Source organism: Zobellia uliginosa (assembly GCF_900156625.1).
GTDB lineage: Bacteria > Bacteroidota > Bacteroidia > Flavobacteriales > Flavobacteriaceae > Zobellia > Zobellia uliginosa.
This window is the reverse complement of the sequence record NZ_FTOB01000002.1, coordinates 686,081-709,862: the sequence shown is the minus strand read 5'-3', so window position 1 is coordinate 709,862 and position 23,782 is coordinate 686,081. Positions and strand designations below refer to the sequence as shown.

Sequence of the window (23,782 nt, the reverse complement as noted above, 5' to 3'; positions counted from 1 at the left end):
GGGGCCCTGGAATTCATTCCGGGGCTTTTTTATTGAAAAAAAGTCTTACGATCCATTCTCCCCTACATTAAGTAGACATCTCCCGACACGCCTGCCAATTGCTAAAGCGAGAAACATAACACGAAGCAAATCATCAACTTACCACTCGATAATTCCCCCAAAAAATTATAATACAACAACTAGACCGCCGTTTATTTCGTACATCTTTAAACCCCGAAATTAAAATTGTATGAAAAAGTTGAAGACTTATCTATTTTTATTTACCATCGGTTTCTGTGTTATAAGCTGTACGAACGACAACCTAAGCTTAATTACGAATGACGATTCCGAGGAAGAAGAAACGGAAACCCCTACCGAAGAAGGGAACCCTGAGGACGAGGAAGATACCGAGGACGAAAACGAAATCCCTATTGATGTAGCAACGGAACTAATCGCCAATGATCTAGAGCCACACCCCATGCAAGATGTAGCAAAACCCGAATACTTAAAGACCATTGTCGACCCTTCCTTTGGTACGATCATCCGTAGAATCTCAAATGGCGGCAACGGTAGTGTCATTAAACCCATGTACAGTACCATTCAAGCGTGGAATGCCGATGAGAGTAGAATGATCCTATACGACCAGACCAATGGCGTACATCAATTGCTAGACGGTAAGACCTACGCCTTTATCAGAAACCTCGACGATGTTCGACCCGATGACCTAGAGCAACTGTTTTGGGATTTTAATGAAGCCGACATCCTATATTACCTCGATAAATCTACCGACGATTTTATCAAGTATACCGTATCATCGGGCAACAAAGAAATCATGGTAAACCTAAAAGAACTTACAGGCTGTAACGGAAGCATCAGTATGGGCAACGATGTACAGATGATGTCGTGGGATTCGGATGTCATAGGTTTCCGCTGTAATAACGACCAAACCTATTCCTATCGTTTTTCGACCAAAAAATTAACCCTTCTCAAGGTAGGCGATGTTAATTATACGGCCGCCATGCCTGCGCCAAGCGGTAATCTTTTTTATCACAATGTATCATCATACGATACTGATGGCAATGTGAAGGCCCGACTGAACAAAAATAAGCCCGAGCATTCGTGCCTAGGTCAAATGGCCAACGGAAGCGATACTGATTTTTCGGTAAGTTTTGGCGAAGGTCCACGTGGTGGGTGTTTGGGCAATATCATTGCCTATGATTTGAATACGGGCGATTGTATCCCCGTAATATCTGAAAACCTAGGGTATGACTACCCTAAAAGTGGCACGCACATCTCTGCCGTAGCCCATAAAAATCCGGGATGGATCGCAGCCTCTATGATCGGTTTTGAAGGAGACGGACAAAAACTTTTAGACCAAGAATTGGTCATTGCCCGGGTTGAACCCGGAAATGTAGAAGTATACCGAATTGGACACCACAGGGCCGACGAGGACGAATTCGATTATTGGGGCGAGCCGCATGCCGTCATCAGTCCCACAGGAACACGCGTACTTTTCGGTTCGGATTGGAGCGGTAGCGAAGATGGTAAATCCGTAGAATCATACGTAGTAGAATTACCTTCCTACCAACCTTAACCGTTAAATTATTCTACCGCGAGACATTCAAGGTTAGCACCTTGCTCTTTTAACACACTTAAGAACAAGCCCCCAAAAAGGGCTTGTTTTCGTTTATACCCATTCCATTTACACAGAAAACGGGGCCAAGTGAACATAAAACACTTCGCTTTACACAGAACTTCATTGTATTTTTTATTTAATTGATATATTAGTAATTACATAGTTCTGTGCAACTTAGGTTGGGATGATCTCATAAGGGAGGTCCTATGCCCCTGTTGGACTCTCCACCTTCAAAATAGACACCAACTGAGCCGCTGATATGATGAACACAAAAACAAACCTTACACTCGCCATCGTTTCCCTTTTGGCCTTGGCCCATTTTTTCAACGAAAAGCGATCCGACAGAACCGATTATACCAAGGCCTCATTAAGCTTTATAAAATGCACCCCGGCCCAGTTTATGCTGGGCGATATAGATACCACAAAGCAAATTTCACCCCTTTTCAACAATCTCGGGAACCTTCATTTTTCCATTACAACAAAAAACAAACGCGCCCAGGCCTTTTTTGACCAAGGAATAAAACTTTCTTACGCCTTTAACCATGCCGAAGCACATCGCTCTTTTATGGAAGCCGCCCGTCTAGATCCCGAATCGGCCATGGCCTACTGGGGTCAGGCCTATGCACTGGGGCCTAATATCAATGACCCTTTACCCCTTGAGGACCGAAAAAACAAAATTAACGAAGCCTTGTCCATGGCCCATGGTTTGGTCTCGGGTGCCAGCCGTAAGGAACAAGCACTCATAGAAGCCTTATCGGCGCGGTATAGTACGGACTTGAATAAGGATCCCGATCTTCTGGATATGGCCTATTTCAAAAAAATGGAAAAGGTGGTCGAACAATTTCCCGACGATGCCAATATTCAAATCTTGTTCGCACAGTCGGCCATGAATACGGTGCGATGGAATTATTGGGATAAAGAAGGAAATCCGAGTCCGAATATCAAAGCGGCCAAGAAAGCTTTGGAGAAGGCCATGGAGCTTGAACCCGAAAACCCCGGTGGGCACCATTATTACATTCATATGGTTGAACTGCCCTATCCGGACAAGGGCGTAAAGAGTGCCGACAAACTCGCTTCCTTAATGCCCGGGGCGGGCCACATTGTACACATGCCCTCCCATATCTACATTCGGGTAGGCCGATATCTAGACGCCGTAAAAACAAACCAATTGGCCATTGTCGCCGATGAAGATTACATTAGCCAATGCTTTGCCCAAGGGCTTTACCCCCTAGCCTATTATCCCCATAACATTCACTTTCTATGGTCGTCCGCCAGTCTTTTAGGAGCCAGTGAAATCGCCATTGACGCCGCGAAAAAAACCGCGGAAAAGGTACCCGTAGGAGAACTAAAAGACCTACCCTTTCTTCAAGACTTCGCCGCAACCCCCTTATTGGCCTATACCAGATTCGGGAAGTGGAACGAAATTTTGACCATTCCGGCACCGAATGCCGAAATAAAACACCTCAACCTTATACGTCATTACGCCAGAGGGATCGCGTTCATTAAAAAGGGAAATATTACAAAGGCCCAAGAGGAACTTAAAGCCATTGCCGTCCTTAAAGAAGACCCTGCACTTGAATCTATTGTAGCAACGGCCAACAATGCCTCCGTGCATGCCGCCAACATCGCCTATGAAGTTGTATCGGGCGAACTCGAAGCCTTTCAAGGCAACTATACCCGGGCCATAGAACATTTGGAAAGAGCCGTTCGGTTCGAAGATGGGCTTACCTATACGGAACCGGCGGCCTGGCACATCCCCACCCGACAAAATTTAGGAGCGGTGCTTTTAAAGGCCGAACAATACGAAAAGGCAGAAAAGGTATATACCGAAGACCTAAACATCTTAAGACAGAACGGATGGTCACTCATGGGACTCTACCAGAGCTTACGACTTCAAGGCAAGAAAGAGGAGGCCCAAACCATTAAAACAGAATTTGACAAAGCTTGGGAACATGCCGATATAAAAATCGAAACATCGGTACTATAAATTTGACATTGCCATGAGTGCATCAAAAAAAACGAAGTATTCTTTTATAGCCATAGCCTTTCTACCTATTTGCGTCGGTCTTTTTGTATTCCTTCTTTTTTCCACGGAGAAAAAACTCCCCATTTTTAACGCCACCGACTTCAATTCCGAATTGGTAGACCTTTCCATTCAGGGCAGTTTAAAAAAACACAAGGTCGCCAATTTCAGTTTAATCGACCAGAACAATACCACCGTTACCCAAGAGAATTACAAAGACAAAATTTACGTGGCCGATTTCTTCTTTACGCGATGCCCCAATATTTGCCCTATTATGGCCAACCACATGGAAAAATTGCAAAAGGCCTTCCTGAACGACGATGATGTGATGTTCCTATCCATGTCCGTTACCCCAGAAATTGACAGCGTATCGGTTTTAAGGGAATATGCCGACAAACACGGTGCCATTGACGGAAAGTGGCATATTACCACGGGCGACAAAAAACACATTTACGAGCTCGCCCGTAAAAGTTACTTTGCCGTGGTAAATCAAGGGGACGGTGGACTACAGGATTTTATCCATACCCCGAACTTTATCTTAATCGATAAAAAGAATAGAATCCGGGGTGTTTATAACGGCACAAGCGACAAAGATATAAGCCGGTTGGCCATTGATATCACGACCTTACAAGCGGAGGACTTATAAGGCCATCCCCTTATTTTCGTGTAGGCCTAGGTGCCTCTAGTTTTTCATTATAATACTTTAACTCTTCTTTCAACTCTTCTAATTTATCAGGTCGGGTTTGCGCCACATTATGTTCCTCTGAAATATCGTCCTTCAAATTATACAATTCATAGAGGTCATCCTCATAAAAATAGATGAGTTTCCAATCCCCTTTTCTAACGGCTTGCCCTGGGGTCCATCCACTACCGTGATAATGCGGATAATCCCAAAACAAACTCTCATGGGCCACATTTTTATCTCCATTCAATAAGGGGGTAAGACTACGCCCATCTTGATGTAAATCTGGCCGAAGCGGTAAATCAAGTTCACTTAAAATGGTAGGGAACATGTCCATACTAATAACGGGAGCCTCAATTTTATTTCCCTTCCTTTGTCCCGGTCTCTTAATCAATAGCGGAATCCTGATACCTCCTTCATAAGCCCAACCCTTACCCGCCCTTAATGGCCTAACACTGGTTGGCGCCTTTCGATTGGCCATAAGCGTGGTCAGCCCTCCATTATCAGAAGTAAAAATCACCAAAGTGTTATCCATTACACCCAAAGCTTCCATTTTTTCCAGAAGCCTACCTACATTCTCATCTAGCGCATATACCATAGAAGCATAGGCTGAATTGTATTGGTTGATTACCGTTTGCCCCATTCCTTCTTTTTTAAACAATGCCACACTATCCTTTAAGGCCAGCTTCTTTGCCTCGAATTTGGCTATGTGTTTTTTTGAGGCCTGAATTGGCGTATGAACGGTGTAATAAGATAGATATAGTAAAAACGGACGGTCTTTATTCTCCTCTAAAAATGCCATAGATTCATCAGTAAGCCTGTCGGTTAAATATTCGCCTTCCGGGCCATCTGAAAGTTTCGGGTTTTTATAGGGCGAATAATAGCCTCCTGGCGGCTGTCCCTTATGATGACCGCCCTTGTTTATATCAAATCCTTGGTCTTCCGGAAAAAAACCGGTGTCGCCCAAGTGCCACTTACCTGCAAAAAACGTTTTATAATCCGCTTCCTTTAGGACCTCCGCAAAAGTAACTTCCTCCAAAGGCAATTCAAATAAATCTTCAGGACCTTGTAGTAGGGTGTTTTTATTTTCATAACCGGGAATCCAGTCCGTTATCCCAACCCTAGTGGGATATTTACCCGTCATTAGTGCCGCTCTAGTGGGCGAACAAACAGGATTGGGGCTATAGGCATTGGTAAACCGATTACTTTGAGCCGCCAACTTATCAATATTAGGTGTCTCATAAAAGGAACTACCATAGCAAGCTAAATCTTTCCACCCCAAATCATCGACTAAAATAAAAACTACATTTTTAGGTTTCGTTTCACCCTTAGCCTCCGGTACTTCACCTGCCGTTTTTGTCTCTTTACAGCCTATAACACATAGACAAAGGGCTACTAGGGTCATTATTCCGTTTTTCATTATCTCTATATTTATTTCTCCGTAATCATAGATCGAGAACCCAAGACCGATTATGTTTCCCATAGCTTTCTAAAAACATAGGCGCGACTACTTCCCCTTAAATATATTGAAATATAGATAGAACTAGGGATATCTGCATTGTAATGGATAATTGAAACCTAGAATCGAAAAAGCCCAACTAAATTTTCAATAGTTTTGCGCTCCAAAGAAAATGATATGACCGTTCAGGACCTCGTTGGTGAGTATACGATTATAGGAAGCAATCAAGATGCCGAAGCACATTCCTATAAGGGAAAACTGGTTTTATCTTTAGATAGGAATGCCAGAATCGTTGCCAAATGGACCATCGGTACCAACCAAGGGCAAACCGGCACCGGCTTCTTCAAAAACAATATCCTTGTTATAAACTTCAAGTATGTTGGCGAAGACCAAAATATTTACAAGGGCGTTGCCGTATACCAATGCATCAACAAGGACATTCTCGATGGCTTTTGGTCCGAAAAACACGGGAATCCGCTTTATTTAGGGGAAGAGCGTTGTTTTAGGGTCTCTACCAAGCCCGAATTACTAAATTAAAAGGCAAACATAATATGGCAAACAATAAACCCTATAACCGCTAAGACGATGCCGACCAGGAAGACATGAAAAGAGGTTCTAAGGAGTTTGAACTTTTTATCTATGGTCTTTCCCAAATGAAAAGTATCTTTTGCTATGGTCTTGTAAAGTTCGTCTCCTTTGTACATTAAGCTGGTGAGCTCTTCGGTGTACTGCCTTTCTTCCATGGTATTAAAATTACCGTAGAACAAAAGGTTGTTCGTTGCCTTATTTCCGTGCGTAAGTTCGGGTCTCGTAGCAAATATGGCATACCCGATAGAAATGAGATTGGTTCCCAACATTATGATTGCCGGAAATATAAGATGCGGGTCTTTGTCCAATTGCGTGAGTACCGTTCCCAAGATAATGGAAAGAATAAGGGCGTTGATGGAAATAAGAATGTTCGATTTTCTATCGATCATGGTATTCAAGGTATATTGGTTTCTCGATACCAAGCGAAACAATGTTTCCGCACCACGTTCCGAGCGCGGTTCTACTTTTAAGAGCTTCTTCTTTAGTTCTTTTAGCTTCTCCTTATCAATTCCCAATTCGGCAATCAATTGCTTATCGATTATTTTAGCTCTCGCCTTAGCCTCTTTCATATCATATTATAAAGCGATTAGTTGATTCTTTGAAAAATCAGGCATCTCTACGTCAAAATGCCGATAAACAGCCTTAGGAATCCCCAAATCGGCCACAAACACTTCTATTCGATTTGGCAATTCTTCCAATATCGTTTTAGGCGCCGCCAAGGTCATTACCTGGTCTGCCTTGAACCCTGACAACTCCCCATCTTTGGAAATACCTATGGGAATATCCAATGCTATTCTAAATGCCGATGATGTGTTGGCCAGCCCAATACTTTTGACAAAGGCATCTGACAAGGGCAAGCGTTGCGAAAACCCTAAATAGGCATCAACCCAAATATCCGTTGTTTCCGGTATGCCTTTTATAGCACCGAATAACAAGGCTCGTTCCAATTGGGCTTTTGGCAGCTCTTTGGTAATAGGCACTACCACATCTAAATATACCTTAACCCCCCAAGCAGCCAGTCGACGGGCTGCTACCAATCCGCCACCACCATTGTTTCCATTCCCCACACCAATAGTGACGACTGAGTTCTTGGTTGCCTTCTTGGCGACTAATCTAGCTAATTGAAGTCCGGCATTTTCCATCATCAATTCAATGGACAGCTTATATTTTTCAACTGCCCAATAATCCATATCCTTAAAGGCTTCCAGGGAAAGACTTGATACCTGCATATTTACTTTTTATAGGTGTTTATAGCTTCCGTAAAAAACTGTACGACTTGAGTTTCGTTAATGTTTACAGCCGGTAAAACCGCTCCTTTAAACCCTTCGTTCTTCCATTCACCCATAGAAAGTGAACCAAAATTTGATGTTTCTATGCCATCATGACCTTGGTATCCGCTGATATAAAAATAGTGTTCAGTGACCATCGAATCGGGAACGGCCAAACCAAAGCCCAGGGCCAAATCATCGCCCATACCAACATAAGCGCCTGAATCAAAGTGATGGGGCCAAATACGGATGTCCGATACCAAATCATTTTCCGCAAGGGTCTTTTCTAAACTCGATTGCGCCAAAGTCCTTAAACCAGCAAGCTCTTTTAATTTGGAGGCATGGAATTTAAAGGTGAAAGAATCATCAATTGAATACGGCAGGTCGTAATGAAAATCATAGGTATACTTCTTACCCAAAAATGCATCGGCCGAATTCGTTAGCCACCCCAATACCTGCCCATGGGTTTTTCCATCCAAGGCAAAAGAAGCATTGTTCTTAGGGGAATTCCACGCTAAAGAAAAGGTATTATAGTTTAAGGCAAGAACATCTCCGTCTGTTGATAACGGGTGTGTTTCCAAACATTGCTTATCAATTGACCACCCAAGATTCGTATGGCTATCATCTGCTTTCTTCCCTACAAAACTTATTCCAGCCGCAGCTAAATATTGTGCTGCTAAATACATCATTTTTTCCATAGTATATTTTTTTAGGCGTTCACACCGGCATAATTAATTCCAGTTAGTTTATGCATATCATAATTGTAAGTAGCGAGGTCATCAAAATTGAATTTTGAAACATCATCGTGACCACAAGCCCTAGCAACCACTTTTATCAAGTTATTTGTTGCATCGAAATAGTTGTGTAATTGTTTTGCCGACGACTCAATTATCAACCTACTGCGCAGCGATTCTTTTTGTGTAGCGATTCCTACCGGACAGTTGTTGCTTCCACAGGCCCGCATGCCCAAACAACCGATAGCCTGCAAAGCCGAGTTGGAAACCGCAATGGCATCCGCCCCCAACATCAAGGCCTTTGCAAAATCTTCTGCAATTCGCAAGCCTCCGGTAATTACTAAAGTTATGTCGGTTGCACCGACTTTGTCCAGATATTTTCTTGCCCTTGCCAAAGCAGGTATAGTGGGTATGTTGATATTATCCCTTAAAATGGTAGGCGCAGAACCGGTACCTCCCCCTCTACCATCTAAAATGATATAATCTACCCCCACATCTAGGGCAAACTGAATGTCTTTTTCGATATGACTGGCCGCAATTTTGAATCCTATTGGAATACCCCCTGTGCGTTCCCTAACTTGGGCCGCAAAGGCTTTAAAATCTTCCACCCCGTGAAAATTGGGGAAAGTAGCCGGTGAGATTGCCGTCTCGCCTTCTTTCAACCCTCGAACTTCAGCAATTTCCTTACTAACCTTAGCTCCCGGCAAATGACCGCCCGTACCTGTTTTAGCACCTTGTCCGCCTTTAAAATGAAAGGCTTGTACATGGTCTAGCTTATCCCAAGAAAATCCGAATTTGGCCGATGCCAGTTCGTAAAAATACTTGCTGTTATTTTCCTGTTCCTGAGGCAGCATTCCGCCTTCTCCCGAACAAATACCCGTACCCGCTAATTGTGCTCCTTTTGACAAAGCTATTTTAGCTTCACGTGATAAGGCACCAAAACTCATATCGCTGACAAACAAAGGAATATCTAAGGTCAATGGCTTCTTTGCTTTAGGTCCGATTACCACCTTTGTTGCCACCTCGTCTTCGTCTAGCAAAGGCCTGCTCGCCAATTGGGCCGGCAAAAATTGAATATCGCTCCATTTTGGCAAGGTATTTCTATCCACTCCCATAGAGGCGGAAAAACCATGGTGACCTAGATTCTTCAATCCGTTGGTAGCCAATTCCTTTATATAGCCGGTGTACGGTTCCGTTTCTTCGGGGTGGGTATCTGCGTAAGCGCCCAAATAGGCTTCCCTGTTAAAGGGTTGGGGACTGTCTATCAAATAAGCATCTATCTCTTCCTCATCTACAAAAAGACTGTCGCCTTCTATTTTAGTAGAAAACTTATGTAAAACCTCAGCATTATTGTATTCCGAGACCCCGGTATCTACTCTATAATCCCAACCGTGAACACCACAGATAAGATTATGGCCATCTACATGGCCGTCTGACATCAAAGCTCCCCTATGCAAACATCTACCGTACAATACATAAATATCATCGTCAAACTTTACAATAACCAAATCCAAACCGTTGACCAGTGCGTGTTCCGGTTTCTTATTTTCTAAGGATGATACTTGGGCAATTGCAATTGGTTTTTTCATAAGATGTGTTTTTAAATATTAAAAAGAAAAGCCGAGTACGAATACAATTCGCCCACCGTCTGCACTACTAAAATAACCTAAATTAGTTGTAAATGCCTCTGCCCAATGAGCCAAAGCGAACCTCCAACGGAATTATACCAGATGTGGGAAGTGTTATTTTGGAGCCAAACCTTAGCGTAATCAAAACTAGCCGTTATACGATCGACCGTAACAATAAGGGATGAAGTTGCTTGGCCGTTAACTGCTGAAACCATATGTTCCAATACTCCCGAATCATTATGAATTGCTGTATTTGCAGTTATGTATATCGACCTTTCAATTTGTTGGAAAAACACTGCAGTGGCAACAGAAAAAAGAAGGTAGGCAATAAAATGGTCGATTCTAAAACACTTCACAATAGGTCGGTTTCGACCTTTTGTCGTAAAAAACAGGACTTTCTTTCAATTATATGTTTATGAATAGGATAACTTATAAAAAAAAAAGAAGTCCCCCTACCCATAACAAACCCAAGCTTCACGGTTTACCGCGTAACCGCTTGAATTGTTTATAGGCCTTATCGACGGCTTCTTTCGGTGCTTTATGAAATTCCCTTTCGCTTACCTTGTATACCTTTTGAAGGCTATCGATTTTATGATGCATTTGATCGATAATGGAAGTATAGGTTCGGTCATCGATGAGATTATTCAACTCCTTAGGGTCTTTGTATAGGTCGTAAAACTCCCAACTGTCTATATCATCATAAAAATGCATGAGCTTATACCGTTTGGTTCGAACCCCATAGTGTTTCTTGACCATATGAAAAGCAGGGTAATCGTAATAATGATAGTAGATAACATCACGAAAATCATCGGGATCCATACTTCCATCGAGTAAGCCTTTGAATGATTGCCCCTGCATGGCTTCAGTTTTATCCGTCACCCCAGCAAAGTCTAGAAAGGTCTGTGCAAAGTCTAGGTTTTGGACCATGGCATCTATTTGGGTCCCCGGGGGAATCGTACCTGACAATTGCATCAACAAAGGTGTACCAAAGGAGGTTTCATACATAAAACGCTTGTCGAACCAACCGTTCTCTCCCAGGTAGAATCCCTGATCGGAAGTGTAAACCACCAAGGTATTTTTATCGAGTCCGCTTTCCTCTAGGTAATCTAAAATCTCACCCACACCTTCATCTACTGCGGCAATGGTAGCCATGTAGTCTTGTAGGTAGCGCTGTCCCTTCCATTCGGCAAGGGCCTTTCCTTTCAGCTTTGCCTTATGAAAAGCATTGTTTTTGGGCAAATAGGCCTTATCCCAAGCCTTGCGCTGTTCGGGCGTCATACGTTCAAAATCGGTTGTCCATGGGTTGTGGGCCAATTCGGTGCTGCCGTATCCTTGGGTCATCTTTAAATCATGCCCTTCGTACATATCATCATAAATGGTCTGTAATTGCGCTTCTGCCGCCTTTTGCTTTTTAAAGGAAGGAAAATAGCTGTCGGGAAGGGGAAACTGTACGGAGTCATATTTATTCACGTGACGTAAGGCGGGCATCCAGTTGCGGTGTGGGGCCTTGTGATGCACCATCATAAAAAAGGGAAGACCATCCTTCCGTTGATCTTTCAACCAGGTCAAGGCTTCTTCGGTTATGATGTCGGTAGCATAGCCTTCCACCCTTGTAGTATCCCCATTTTGAACAAAATCAGGATTATAGTAATTCCCTTGGTCTACGAGAACCTTGGAGTAATCGAAGCCTTGGGGTGCGCTGTCTAGATGCCATTTTCCAATCAAAGCAGTCTGATAACCTGCTTGTCCGAGTATTTTGGGCAAGGTGGTTTGGTTACCGTCAAAATGGTCTCCGTTCTGTCTAAACCCATTCAGGTGACTGTGCTTGCCCGTAAGAATAACGGCCCGACTTGGACCGCAAATGGAATTCGTTACATAACTATGCGTAAAAAGGGCGCCGTTCTTGGCCAGCCGATCTATATTCGGTGTAGGGGCCAATTGTGCAATCGGATGATTATAGGCACTTATGGCTTGAATAGCATGGTCGTCGGCCATGATGAACAGAATATTCGTCTTTGGCACCGTCTCTTCCGCGAGTGGAGGATTCTCTTTACAAGCTAGAAAAGCAAAGGCAAAAAATACATATAGGAAGAGGGATCGTAAAAGCATAGTAAATCGATTGAGGCTATTTTAATCTAAAGGATGTTTTCAAATCTGCCGTAGCGTCGGTCCCCACAAAAACTTCAAATTCCCCTGGCTCGGCAACAAATTCCAAGGCAGCGTTATAAAACTTCAGGTCTTCGGGCCGCAAGGTCAATTCAACCGTTTTTGTTTCCCCCTTTTTTAAGAATATTTTCTTGAAACCCTTCAGTTCGCGCATAGGCGGGGTTATCGTACGTACAACATCCCGTAGATATAACTGTACCACTTCTTCCCCGTCATATGCACCAATATTGCTTACCTCAACCGAAACCGAAATCGATTCGCCCTGTTCGATTTCATCTTCGTTCAATTGGATATTCGAATAACTGAAATCGGTATAGCTCAGGCCATACCCAAAAGGTAAGAGCGGCGTATTCTCCACATCGAGATAGTTCGATTTAAACTTTTGAAAATTATCTCCCTCTATGGGCCTGCCCGTATTTTTCATACTGTGATATACAGGAATTTGCCCTACGTTTCTGGGCCAGGTCGCCGTTAACTTTCCTGAGGGATTATAATCCCCAAAAACTACATCGGCTATAGCATTGCCCGCTTCTACACCAGGGTGCCATGCTTGAAGTATACTGGCAGGAAGTTCCAGTTCTTCGGCAATGGTCAAGGGTCTTCCGCTCATCAGGACAATTACCAAAGGCTTTCCGATCTTTGCCAATTCTTTTAAAAGTCGCTTTTGGCTTTTTGGAAGGGAAATATCGGTTCTACTGGCCGCCTCTCCACTAAACTCACTGGCCTCGCCTACTACGGCCACAACGACATCGGCATCTTTTGCCAAATCCAAGGCTTCCTTCAACAGGGCCGCCGAAGGGTGCCCGTCTATTTCTACCCGTGTTCCGAACACATTGGCCCGTTGGGCCAAATCGGGGTCATCTGTAATATTGGCGCCTTTGGCATAGCTTATTTTTGCTTTTGGGGCCACATTCTTAAAACCTTCTAAAACAGGAACGGACAACTGTGGGTCACCTGTAGGGGCCCAAGTTCCCAACATATTGTTCTTATTGTTGGCCAAAGGCCCTATCAATGCTATTTTGGACTTCTTCTTCAGTGGAAGTATATCGCCTTGTTTTTTCAGCAGTACGAAAGAGCGCTTTGCCGCCTCACGGGCCAAACTTCTGTTCCCCTCCGTAAGAATGTCTTTTGCCGGTCTACTCTCGTCGGAATAGCGGTAAGGGTCGTCAAAGAGTCCCAATTTATATTTAGCGGTCAATATTCTACGGCATGCCCCGGTGATTGCCGCTTCGGTAACCTTGCCCTCGGCCACCGATTGCTTTAATGTGGTAAGAAACCCTTCCCCAACCATATCCATATCAAGCCCTGCATTTAAGGCTAAAGCGGATACTGCCTGTAAATCTCCCAGTCCGTGGGCGGTCATCTCGTTTACCGAGGTATAATCGGAAACCACAAAGCCCTTAAAGCCCCATTGGTTCCGCAAAAGTTCGGTAATCAACCATTCGTTGCCCGAAGCCGGAACCCCATCGATATCGTTGAACGAAGTCATGGCACTACCTACCCCGGCATCTACGGCCGCCTTATAAACCGGTAAGTATTGGTTGTACATTTTCAACCTGCCCATGTCTACGGTATTGTAATCACGCCCCGCTTCGGCCGCACCGTACAGGGCCAAGTGTTTTACCGTGGCCATCATCGTATTAGGAGCTGAAAGATCGCTTCCCTGATAGCCCCTTATCATCGCCTTGGCAATGGCACTCCCCAGATACGGGTCTTCACCCGCCCCTTCGGCAATACGCCCCCAACGGGGATCTCGGGCTATATCTACCATAGGTGAGAAATTCCAGTTGATCCCATCTGCCGTAGCTTCCTTGGCTGCGGTTTCCGCCATTTTTTGAATTAGCCCAACATCCCAACTAGCGGCCGTTCCCAAGGGTATGGGAAAGGTCGTTTTGTAGCCATGTATGATGTCTGAACCAATAAGTAAGGGAATCTTTAGCCGTGAATTTTCAATGGCTATTTTTTGGGCCTGCCTTACCTTTTCAGGCCCGGAAACCCCAAAAAGTCCCCCCACCTGTCCTGCCTTGATCTTAGCCTCTACATTTTCGCTCACTACCGAACCTGTGGCAATGCCCCCTCCGGGAGTCAATAGATTGAGTTGGCCGATTTTTTCATCCAAGGTCATTTGGGATAGAAGCTGCTCCACCGCTTCTATCGTTTCTTGGGAACGCACAAAAGTCGAAAAGCCGACTACAAGCGTCAAAAAACAGATTCTTCTCTTTATATTCTTCATTTTCTGTTATTTATATTTTTATGTCGAATTAAATTTTGGCAAAACCATCCCTTTGGCCAATCAGTTTAAACCGATTCCCCACATGGTATTCCTTGATTCTTAAAGTGACTATCTAATAGGTAAAACCTAAACGATCGAGTCCGCGCCGCACATCTTCATTTTGCATAAAGAGCCGCCATAGCAATCCCGATCTATGATTCTCGATCATTACTAAAATAGGACCTTGGTCAATGGCCAAATACGCATCGGCCACCCAGAAATTGTATTGGGGACTAAAAGCATCATAAAAACCGGCCGGACCTAAAAGTTGCTCCTTGTTACTATAAAAATACCGTAGCGCCCTCATGGATTCCTCCGGTGTGTAGGGCATAGAGCTTAAAGCCGCAGTAGGGGAAATTACACCAGTGTCATTTGAGGGACTATGGGCATTATAGCCTAAGTTTCCATCTGCATTTCTACTATAACTGGCCGTAAGCCCCCAACAATCTTTACCGTAATCTTTATAATTCTTGGGATTATCCACACAATAGGCATAATTGACCTTGACATGGTTTAGCGTGGCATCCCCATAATTCACAAAGGCATCGGCCAAGTTACTAGGGTCTAAGCCCATATAGGAATAGTGCGCCCAGAACAATGGCCCGCCTTTTGAGGAACTACCTGCATGATTGACAATAACTGGAATATCGTAGGCCGAAGCCCCATTGGCAATCGCCCCGTTGGAGGCCCAACCGTTTTCATAAACTTCTTTGGCAATTGAGAAATCAGGGGAAGCCGCTGCCATGACATAGGTAATCAATACTTCATTATACCCCTTCAACTCAAGACCGGTATCAAAACCGAAATCAGGACTCCAATGCCAGTACAAGGTGTTTTTATTTTGTGTAAACCAGTCCCATTCAACAGCTTTCCATAGTTCATCGGCTTTTTGGGCCACTGCTTGTTCTTTGGAATTGCCCTCTTTCAAATATTCTTTTACACAGATCAGCCCTTGTGCCAAAAAGGAAGTTTCCACCAAATCGGCCCCATTATCCTTTTCACTAAAGGGAAGGGTATTCCCGTTACGTCCATCCAACCAATGGGGCCATGCCCCGTGAAACCTATCGGCTCCTTCTAAGAAAGAAATGATTTTCTCCAGTCTTTCGACTCCCTCGCTACGGGACACCAAACCTCTTTCCATAGCGACCAAAATCCCCATAAGGCCAAAGCCCGTTCCCCCAACCGTTACCGTATTAGGGTCGTTTAACGGGTCTTGGGGGTGATACCTTTCACGGGCGGCACCCGATTCAGTCTGGGCGAAATCCCAGAAATACTTAAAGGTTTCTTTTTGGGTTAGGTCGAGAAGCTCCTCATCGGTCAACTCCACTTCTATTTCGGGTTCATTTTCCTCGGGTACTTCCGGAAGTTCAGAAACCCCGATCCCACCACCACCTGCATCATCCGAAGAACAAGAAGCAAAAACCAAAAACACCAAAACGAAACCCAAAGCCCTACTCATCATCAATATTTTCAGAGCTAAACCCTAATTTTTTCAATCCCTTGCGAACATCGTCGTTCTTCATAAACAGCTTCCATAGGAGTCCACTTCTATAGTTTTCGATCATCACCGGAATAGGTCCTTGGTCAATGGCCAAGTATCGAGGTACGTACCATTTGTTTTCAAGGCTAAAGGCATCATAGGGCCCGTATTGTCCGATCAAGGAGTCTTGTTCTGCATACATATACCGTAAAAAATCCTTGCTCTGTTCCGGTGTGTACGGCATTGATGATAGGGCGGCCGTAGGAGAGATGACCCCTAAGTCCCTATCAGGTCTATGACCTGCATATCCTTTCATCGAATAGCTAGAGGTCAGGCCCCAAAGATTCTTTCCATAGCCTTTATATTCATGCGGATTTTCAAGCGCATGACGATATTGGATCAGGGCGTGGTTTTCGTTCAGCTCCCAATAATCGGCATATTGGTCTTTTAGCCCTTTGGGGTTAAGTCCCAAATACGAATAATGCGCCCAAAACATGGGGCCTACGGGAGACCTATCATGCTCGTAATGGTTGAGTACCGTACGAAGGCCATAAAAAGTGGTATCGTTCGTGATTTTCCCATTTTGGGCCCACCCTTGCTCATAAACCTCTTTACCGATAGGATGTGTAGGCGATGCCGCAGCCAGAATATACATAATCAAGGCTTCGTTATATCCCCCTACCGGGAAATTCATTTCCCATTGGTACTCAGGGGACCAATGCCAATAGAGCACATTCTCCCCACCCTTGGTATACCAGTCCCATTCGACCTCTTCCCAAAGTTTTTGAATGCGGTCTGCCAATTTCTTTTCGCGTGCGTTACCGACTTCAAAGTATTCCTTGACGGTCAATAGGCCCTGGACCAGAAAAGCGGTTTCAACCAAATCCCCCCCATTATCCTTTTTGCTAAAAGGGGTCATTTTTCCATCGGGCATAAGCCAATGGGGCCAAGCCCCGTGAAACCTATCGGAGGTTTCAAGAAAGGAAACACATTTTTCATAGCGTTCAAGGGCTTCTTCGCGGGTAATAAATCCCCGTTCGACTCCCACTAGAATGGCCATAAGTCCAAAGCCCGAACCTCCCGTAGTAATGATATCCTTATCATGTGCAGGATACACATTGTCCATGTGGATGCGTTCCCGGGCCAAACCCGAAGTAGGTTCGGCTCCATCCCAGAAATAATCAAAAGTCTGTCTTTGGATCAAGTCGAACAATTGGTCATCGGTCAGTTCTTGATCGGCCTTTACCTCTTGCTGGTCTTTTTTAGAAGGATTGCCGCCGCAACCTATTGAAAGTGTGCCCATAATCAGGGCCAATAAAACTAATCTCATATATTTTTTTAAAATGATTTTCAGACAGGTTTTCTTGGGAATTACAAATTGTGGTTCATAATCTCCTGTATTTCTTCTTGGCTCAAGGCCTTATCGAAAAACCGAAGCTCATCGATCAGACTTTCGTTGGACAAGTGGCCCCATTCGGTAAACCGAGGTGCTCCCGAACCTATTGAAAGTATATCGCAACCCGACCAATCGATACCGCCGTCTACGCTATTTTGGGCAACGAGCTCTCCGTTAATATAGAGTACGGCATCGCTTTCTGAAATAGAAAAGGCCAAATGAACCCAACCCGCCGTAGTCGGATCTATAGCTGCCGCATCTGCCCCATCGAGCCATACGTCAGATTCACCGGTACCAACATTCAGTTTAAAGACCTGTCTTGTAGCATTCCCTTCCCTAAAGAAACGAAAACCACTGGTCCTTAAATTTTGTACTTCGGGGAAGCCCTCTTTTTCAGTGTCTTGGGGACTCATTACCAAGATGCCCCCATTACCCAATGAGGCATCCACTTTATACCAAAGTGTAGCACTAAATGCATCGGTAGTCAATCCGTTTGAAGGAAGGGTCAAATAAGAATCCGTAGCCCCCATGTAGGAAGCATCACCGGCAATTACATCATCCTCAGAAAAACCAGGGGTGCCGACAAGATCAGCCGCTATGTCAGTAAACAAATTTTTATAGCTACCATCGAAAGGCATGTAGAACATCTCGCCCGGAAAATTGGGAGGGTAATCAGAAACTACGATCCCCGAATCATCTTGAATGATCTGTTTGATTTCATCTTGGGTAATCGCACGGTCAAATATGCGCAACTCATCCATTAAGCTTAGGTCCGATTTATGGTTCCATCCCGAAAAATTAGGTTCTCCCGACATTATGGAAAGTACATTGACCTCACTCCAATCGATTCCTCCCAAAGGTCCTTGAGAAACAATTTGTCCATCGATATACACCACGGCTTCCGAACCGGAAATGGTAAAGGCAAGATTGACCCATTCTTCCGAAGCTGGGTCTATTTCCGCAGCTTCACCACCATCAAACCAAGTATTCTTGTCCCCTTCCCCTACGTTTAGCTTGTATCGCTGTTGGCCATTGGCATTCTCACGAAAGAACCTAAAACCACTGGTCAGTACATTTCCTCCTGCATCATCGAGCGGCGGACTCATGGCCAAAATACCGGCACGGTCGGGCACCGCATTTAACTTTACCCAAAAGATGGCACTTAACTCCGTATTCTTAAATCGTTCGGGGTCTAGGGTAAGATAAGCCCCTTCAGCACCGGCATACGCTCCACTTCCAGCCAAACTTTCTTCACTGATGGCCGGAGACCCGACTTGTTCGGCTTCTTCGAAGCTGAGCAGGTCGACATATCCCCCATCGAAGGGCATGTACAATATCTCACCAGGGTACTTTGATATATAGGCCGGTTCTTTGGTGAAATTGATTACCTCACTAGTCGATTTGCCGTCTAAATCTTTAGCAATAACCGTAAGTTGATGCGTTCCATCTTCAAGCTGGTCGTACACTAAATCATCTACGATCAACTTACGGTAATCTTTAAAAGTACTGTAGTTGCCTATTCTTTTTCCGTCAAGCAGAACCTCTACAGAACCCAACTCAATATCGTCTTCGGCCTGAAACCTTACGGTTATGGTAGCCAATTCTTCATTCACTTTTACGGCAGCACCTTCAGCGGGTGACGTAACGGTAATGGTCGGAGCCGAGGCATCTGTACCAGGCTCGACTTCTGTTAAGGCATCGATACCTTGGTCACAGCTGTAAAAAAGTGTAGCGACCATCAGACACGATACTATGTTTTTGATATTTTTCATCTTTCTGATTTGTTAGTTGATTCGATTAATTGCCCAATACGGGAAACTGGTCTATTTGCGGCTGTGGATAAGGAAGGTATTTCTTGTCTTCCGTAAAGGTTCGTCCGTCATAGCTTAGCTCATCGTATCTTTTCAATCGGAGCATATCGTAGTAACGTTTTCCCCATTCCATAGCCAGTTCGGCAAATTTTTCATCTACAATCTGATCCAAGGTCACACCGGACAAAGCGGGCATTCCGGCCCTTTCCCGTACCAAGTTTACCGCTTGATCGGCAGTCATTACAGAACTTGAAGCCCCTTGCTTTAAAGCTTCGGCATACATCAGTAGGATTTCGGCATAACGGATAAGGGTATAGTTTTTATTACTACCATAGGCAGTTCTTCCCGCAATGAGCTGATTGGACGGCAGGTAGTGTTTCCCACTTGAAAAATAGCCCCTTGAAAAATCGTTTATCTTATCTCCGTCCCTAGTAACATTGGTCATAAAAGAAGGTAGATCGGAATAGGCGGGGTCGGTTTGTAATTCGGCAATACCTCGGTCGGTAAAGAGTACGCTAGTCTCTAAACGCACGGTTTCGCCACGGTCTAACATAAATTTGATAAACTTGAAGCTAGGCTCATAAAATCCCCATCCACTTGCGGCCCCTTCCACAGCGGGTGTCCAGTTTAGCGGACCGTAAGGAGCGTACAAATGGGCGAATCGGTCACCTTCCCCTTGATTAAAATCGGAATATTGCAGGTCGAGTATACTCTCGTCGCTCAACTTGCCCGGAGTTTTAAACAACTCATAGAAATCTGGGTAAAGATTGAACTTACCCGAAGCTATGATCTCTCCGGTGGCATCGGCCACAGCTTGGTAATTTTCCAGCTCTTGGTTTGCCAAGGCCTTAATTGCCAAGGCCGTATATTTGGTCACCCCACCTTTTAAATCGGTGCGTTCGTTGGGACGCATTTCGGGTAAAAGTGGAATGGCCAAATCCATCTGATCGGAAACATGTTGCATCACTTCCGCCTTGGTCGGTAAGCTTTCCACCTCTAACAATAGCTCGGTATCGGAGGACTCAGGAATGAATACATCGCCATACACCTGCGAAATCTGAAACAACATCATACCGCGCAACACCTGAATTTCGGCTATGTACTGGTTCCCCAAGGCAATTTCCTCATCGGAACCGAATTCTTGGTAGCGTACAATCTGTTCCATGGCCGTATGGGCGGAAATGACATCGGCATAAATATTTTCCCATAGGGAATTCACCATCCAATGATCTTTACTGTAGTTGAATTTATCCATTTCGGTAAACTCGGGCTGATCGCCCAAACCACCGGAATTTACATCGTCGCCCCGAACGGAAATGATCAAAGGCTGCTCCCACCCCCTCGAATAAAAAGCCTCATAGGCCCCAACGGCAGACAGTAACATCCCCGATGAATCGGTAAAGTCCGTTCCCCCGGCAAAATTATTGTTCAGTTCAGGTTCGTCAAGCTTATCGGTACATCCCCAAACAGCTAAGACGAAAAGCAACACTAGGGAAGGTTTTGAAATTTTTATAAATCGTTTCATAGTCGCTCTTTTTTATATTTTAATATTTACACCTATCGTATAGATAGCCGGAATTGGATAAGTTTCGTTGTCTACTCCATTGGATACTTCAGGGTTAAAACCGTTATAATTGAAAACCGACAAAGGTTTCTCGGCCGTTACGTAGATCCGGGTCTGCGGAATACCCTTTGCAGCCCCGTTCTTATTGATGGTATACCCTAAGGTGATGTTCTGGATCCTAAAGAAGTCGCCTTTCTCGATAAAGAAATCGCTCAATTGCTGGTTCCATCCCTTTCTGATACCTGCCGAAGAAGGGTAACTGTTTGACGTACCTTCACCATGCCAGCGGTTCAAGGCAAAATCGCGATCCCAATTGGTGTCATTGGTAAAAATGACCTCCCCTCGTTTACGGTTTAAAATTTTGTTTCCGCCTTGGCCCAATGCCGCTGCCGAGAAATCCCATCCCTTATAATTAAATCCCATATTGAAGCCAAAGGAATAGGTTGGCAAATAATTGCCCAACATAACGCGGTCATCTGCGGTAATACCATCTACCCCATCTTGATCCTTAAATTTCAAATCCCCGGGAACAATGGCATTTCCATTGGCGATTTCTATTTGTGCTGCAGGGTCGGCAGCAATTTCCGCATCGTTTTGATAGACGCCGTCGACTTCCAAACCGAAGAAGGAGAAAACGGGATCACCAACCCGGGTCCGTTGTCTGAATTCGGCAGAACCTGTATCAATATTCAATTGACGGTCGGTGTCGAGTACTTCATTTTTCAAGGTGGAAAAATTGGCCCCCAATGAGTAACTAAAGTCATCCGAAACATGGTCATTCCAGTTTAACGCCAATTCCAGACCCTGATTTCTAATTTCACCTACATTCTGTCGCGTTGCATCAGGAATTAAAGGAACTTCAATAGGAATTACGGCATCTTTGGTATCCCTCACATAATAATCCGCCTCCAATGAAAGCCTGTTCTTAAGGGTACGTGCCGATAGGCCAAGGTTCACCTCTTCGGTAACCTCCCATTTTAGGGCCGTAAAATTACTTGTCGTATTCACCCCGCTAACCATAGTATCACCAAAAGCCGTGGTGACCACAGAAGAGGTAATGGCGCCTTCGCTACCAGGTACTTTATCGTTCCCCAGTTTACCCCAGCTGCCTCGAAATTTTAAAAAGTCGAAAACGCCGTTGTTCTGCATAAAGTTTTCTTCGGAAACCACCCATCCTGCGCCGATCGTTGGGAAATACCCCCATTTTTCCTGATACTTATTGGTTCCATCCGCACGGTAAGTACCGTACAACAGGTATCTATTATCGTAGTTATAGGAAACCCTACCGAAAAATGATAAACCATACTCACGGCGACCATCATCCTTCACATCATCCTGCACGATAGTCTGCGCTTGATCTAAATAATAAGCCTCTTCACCCGACAATGGAAAATTCAAGCCCTTGGCCTCCAATCGCTCGAAGGATTCATCCCTGAAAGAAGAACCTCCAAGAACGGTTAGGTTGTGTTTACCAAAAGACTCGGTATAGGTTAAGGTGTTGTCCCATATTTGATTGGAATAGGTATCGTTGCGCTTGATAAGCTCCGCATTTTCCCGCTGAAATCCGTTGCCGATAAAATAGGGCAAACGCACTTCTCTACGCTCAACGGTCTCAAAGTTGTGGTTATAGGCCGTCTTAAAGGTCAATTTTTCAGGAATGATATGTACCTGGGCGTAAAAATTGGCCAGTACGTTCCTGATTTTAGAGCGGAGCTCACTATTGTCCATGGTCGGAAATGGATTCTGCCCACCGCGGTAACCCAAATCTTGGGCATTGGCATAGTTGGTAGGAAATACATTTTCATTTCCGACTAGGTTTTCATCATATACAGGAAGGATCGGAACCGCATAATAGGCTAAGCGAAAGGCCGAGTTTTCGGCATCGTAACGGGTTGCGTTACTGATGACGGTATTTCCCCCAATGGTCAAATGGTCGTTTACCTTGAAATCGATCTTACTTCTAAGGTTAAAACGCTCATATTCATTCTTCATTTTAAGGATACCCTGTTGTCCAAAATAGTTGGCACCAATGGCATAGGTAGCATTATCGCTTCCTCCCGTAACCCCCAAACTATGGTTTTGTATCAAGGCCGGTCTTAAAATTTCATCGTACCAATCGGTGTTGACATCAGGCACATTAGGGTTAATCCTGCTCCGCCCATAGCGCTGCATGGCATTGTCGATAAATTCGATATCAGGTGCCGAACCGGATTCTTGTGCCAAGGTCACGAATTGCTCGGAGTTGGCGAGTTTTAAAACGTTCTGTGCCACTTGAAAACCCGAATACCCATCATAAGTAATCTCTGCCTTTTTATTATATGCCCCCGATTTGGTTTCGATGAGAACGACCCCGTTTGCGGCGCGCACCCCATATATTGCGGCGGCCGAAGCATCTTTCAAAACTGAGATAGAGGTAATATCGGCAGTATTCAAAAAATCGATATCATCAAAGAACATTCCGTCCACAACATAAAGTGGACCAGAGGCATCGGTATCATACGAACCGATACCACGCACCCGAATAGTAGGCCCTTGGCCCGGACTACCGTTACTCACCACCTGTAGGCCCGCCACCTTGCCCTGAAGCGCCTGCATGGGCGAACTGGTAGGTGTAGCCGCTAGTTCTTCCGCCTTTACCGTTGTAATGGAAGACGTAAGGTCTTTTGACTTCATTTCACCATAACCGATAACGACCACCTCGTCTAAGGCTTGTGCATCTTCAGATAGACTTACATTGATGTTAGTTTGCCCGTTCACGGTAACTTTTTGTGTGGTAAAACCTATATAGCTAATTACCAATGTCGCATCGTTTGACACACCGTTGAGAAGGTAGTTGCCATCAAAATCAGTTTGGGTGCCCGACGTGGTACCTTCGACCACAATACTCGCTCCCGGTAATGGTTCTCCATTGATATCACTAATTGTACCCGTAACGGTAATATCGTCTTGAGCAAACGATACCACCTGAAACAAAAAGAAGCATATCAACAAAAAAATGTTTCTTATTTTCATAATTGTCTAAAAGTTGAGTTATAAATTTATCAATACGTTAAATTCAAGCACAAGTTATCAATTCCACCCCCTCACACTTTTGAG

At 44.5% G+C, this 23,782-nt stretch carries 16 protein-coding genes; 4 read left to right on the top strand and 12 right to left on the bottom strand.

What is annotated here, in order from left to right; translation table 11 throughout:
* Window positions 1–229 precede the first annotated feature (229 nt).
* From BW980_RS07450 to BW980_RS07440, 3 genes are all read left to right on the top strand, one after another.
* On the top strand, window positions 230–1,573 hold the full coding sequence (locus BW980_RS07450; protein WP_083690406.1) for a hypothetical protein: 1,344 nt from the start codon (window positions 230–232) through the stop codon (window positions 1,571–1,573).
* Between the two features lie 301 nt (window positions 1,574–1,874).
* Complete coding sequence (locus tag BW980_RS07445; RefSeq protein WP_245799989.1) at window positions 1,875–3,602, top strand: tetratricopeptide repeat protein; 1,728 nt, start codon at window positions 1,875–1,877, stop codon at window positions 3,600–3,602.
* Window positions 3,603–3,615: 13 nt separating this feature from the next.
* Window positions 3,616–4,284, top strand: a complete 669-nt coding sequence (locus tag BW980_RS07440; protein WP_076454285.1) for an SCO family protein — start codon at window positions 3,616–3,618, stop codon at window positions 4,282–4,284.
* A 10-nt stretch (window positions 4,285–4,294) separates the two neighbouring features.
* Here BW980_RS07440 and BW980_RS07435 read toward each other — a convergent pair whose 3' ends face one another.
* Window positions 4,295–5,740, bottom strand: a complete 1,446-nt coding sequence (locus BW980_RS07435; protein ID WP_076454773.1) for a sulfatase — start codon at window positions 5,738–5,740, stop codon at window positions 4,295–4,297.
* Between the two features lie 216 nt (window positions 5,741–5,956).
* On the opposite strand from BW980_RS07435, the gene BW980_RS07430 reads away from it, so the two are divergent.
* A complete protein-coding gene (locus BW980_RS07430) occupies window positions 5,957–6,316 on the top strand; it encodes a hypothetical protein (protein WP_076454283.1) in 360 nt (119 codons plus the stop codon).
* Here BW980_RS07430 and BW980_RS07425 read toward each other — a convergent pair.
* From BW980_RS07425 to BW980_RS07370, 11 genes are all read right to left on the bottom strand, one after another.
* Window positions 6,313–6,936, bottom strand: coding sequence for a Pycsar system effector family protein (locus BW980_RS07425; protein ID WP_076454281.1), 624 nt, complete (start codon window positions 6,934–6,936; stop codon window positions 6,313–6,315). The two genes, BW980_RS07430 and BW980_RS07425, sit on opposite strands and share 4 nt — an antisense overlap.
* A 6-nt stretch (window positions 6,937–6,942) precedes the next feature.
* Window positions 6,943–7,596, bottom strand: coding sequence for an NAD(P)H-hydrate epimerase (locus BW980_RS07420; RefSeq protein WP_076454279.1), 654 nt, complete (start codon window positions 7,594–7,596; stop codon window positions 6,943–6,945).
* A gap of 2 nt (window positions 7,597–7,598) precedes the next feature.
* Window positions 7,599–8,333: a hypothetical protein gene (locus BW980_RS07415; RefSeq protein ID WP_076454277.1), complete on the bottom strand. Its 735-nt coding sequence runs from the start codon at window positions 8,331–8,333 to the stop codon at window positions 7,599–7,601.
* A gap of 11 nt (window positions 8,334–8,344) precedes the next feature.
* Window positions 8,345–9,958, bottom strand: a complete 1,614-nt coding sequence (locus BW980_RS07410) for a glutamate synthase-related protein (RefSeq protein WP_076454275.1) — start codon at window positions 9,956–9,958, stop codon at window positions 8,345–8,347.
* A 513-nt stretch (window positions 9,959–10,471) separates the two neighbouring features.
* A complete protein-coding gene (locus BW980_RS07400; RefSeq protein ID WP_076454273.1) occupies window positions 10,472–12,106 on the bottom strand; it encodes a sulfatase family protein in 1,635 nt (544 codons plus the stop codon).
* Between the two features lie 16 nt (window positions 12,107–12,122).
* Window positions 12,123–14,396, bottom strand: coding sequence for a beta-glucosidase BglX (gene bglX / locus BW980_RS07395; RefSeq protein WP_076454272.1), 2,274 nt, complete (start codon window positions 14,394–14,396; stop codon window positions 12,123–12,125).
* A gap of 112 nt (window positions 14,397–14,508) precedes the next feature.
* Window positions 14,509–15,894 (bottom strand): glucoamylase family protein, encoded by a 1,386-nt coding sequence (locus BW980_RS07390; protein WP_394333490.1) that lies wholly within the window; start codon window positions 15,892–15,894, stop codon window positions 14,509–14,511.
* Entirely contained in the window at window positions 15,887–17,245 is a 1,359-nt protein-coding gene (locus tag BW980_RS07385) for a glucoamylase family protein (protein ID WP_076454270.1), read from the bottom strand. Before BW980_RS07385 ends, BW980_RS07390 begins: the two co-directional genes overlap by 8 nt.
* A 41-nt stretch (window positions 17,246–17,286) precedes the next feature.
* Complete coding sequence (locus tag BW980_RS07380) at window positions 17,287–19,083, bottom strand: LamG-like jellyroll fold domain-containing protein (RefSeq protein ID WP_076454269.1); 1,797 nt, start codon at window positions 19,081–19,083, stop codon at window positions 17,287–17,289.
* Between the two features lie 25 nt (window positions 19,084–19,108).
* Complete coding sequence (locus BW980_RS07375) at window positions 19,109–20,647, bottom strand: RagB/SusD family nutrient uptake outer membrane protein (protein WP_076454268.1); 1,539 nt, start codon at window positions 20,645–20,647, stop codon at window positions 19,109–19,111.
* A 12-nt stretch (window positions 20,648–20,659) separates the two neighbouring features.
* Window positions 20,660–23,698 carry a SusC/RagA family TonB-linked outer membrane protein gene (locus BW980_RS07370; protein ID WP_076454267.1) on the bottom strand — a complete coding sequence of 1,013 codons (3,039 nt, stop codon included), beginning with the start codon at window positions 23,696–23,698 and terminating at the stop codon, window positions 20,660–20,662.
* Window positions 23,699–23,782: the final 84 nt, after the last annotated feature.

Coding starts and splice junctions, on each gene's coding strand:
- BW980_RS07440 (WP_076454285.1), top strand. CDS start 3,616: ATGAGTGCATCAAAAAAAACGAAGTATTCTTTTATAGCCATAGCCTTT.
- BW980_RS07410 (WP_076454275.1), bottom strand. CDS start 9,958: ATGAAAAAACCAATTGCAATTGCCCAAGTATCATCCTTAGAAAATAAG.
- BW980_RS07415 (WP_076454277.1), bottom strand. CDS start 8,333: ATGGAAAAAATGATGTATTTAGCAGCACAATATTTAGCTGCGGCTGGA.
- BW980_RS07435 (WP_076454773.1), bottom strand. CDS start 5,740: ATGAAAAACGGAATAATGACCCTAGTAGCCCTTTGTCTATGTGTTATA.
- BW980_RS07425 (WP_076454281.1), bottom strand. CDS start 6,936: ATGAAAGAGGCTAAGGCGAGAGCTAAAATAATCGATAAGCAATTGATT.
- bglX (WP_076454272.1), bottom strand. CDS start 14,396: ATGAAGAATATAAAGAGAAGAATCTGTTTTTTGACGCTTGTAGTCGGC.
- BW980_RS07370 (WP_076454267.1), bottom strand. CDS start 23,698: ATGAAAATAAGAAACATTTTTTTGTTGATATGCTTCTTTTTGTTTCAG.
- BW980_RS07430 (WP_076454283.1), top strand. CDS start 5,957: ATGACCGTTCAGGACCTCGTTGGTGAGTATACGATTATAGGAAGCAAT.
- BW980_RS07420 (WP_076454279.1), bottom strand. CDS start 7,596: ATGCAGGTATCAAGTCTTTCCCTGGAAGCCTTTAAGGATATGGATTAT.
- BW980_RS07445 (WP_245799989.1), top strand. CDS start 1,875: ATGATGAACACAAAAACAAACCTTACACTCGCCATCGTTTCCCTTTTG.
- BW980_RS07450 (WP_083690406.1), top strand. CDS start 230: ATGAAAAAGTTGAAGACTTATCTATTTTTATTTACCATCGGTTTCTGT.
- BW980_RS07400 (WP_076454273.1), bottom strand. CDS start 12,106: ATGCTTTTACGATCCCTCTTCCTATATGTATTTTTTGCCTTTGCTTTT.
- BW980_RS07390 (WP_394333490.1), bottom strand. CDS start 15,894: ATGAGTAGGGCTTTGGGTTTCGTTTTGGTGTTTTTGGTTTTTGCTTCT.
- BW980_RS07375 (WP_076454268.1), bottom strand. CDS start 20,647: ATGAAACGATTTATAAAAATTTCAAAACCTTCCCTAGTGTTGCTTTTC.
- BW980_RS07380 (WP_076454269.1), bottom strand. CDS start 19,083: ATGAAAAATATCAAAAACATAGTATCGTGTCTGATGGTCGCTACACTT.
- BW980_RS07385 (WP_076454270.1), bottom strand. CDS start 17,245: ATGAGATTAGTTTTATTGGCCCTGATTATGGGCACACTTTCAATAGGT.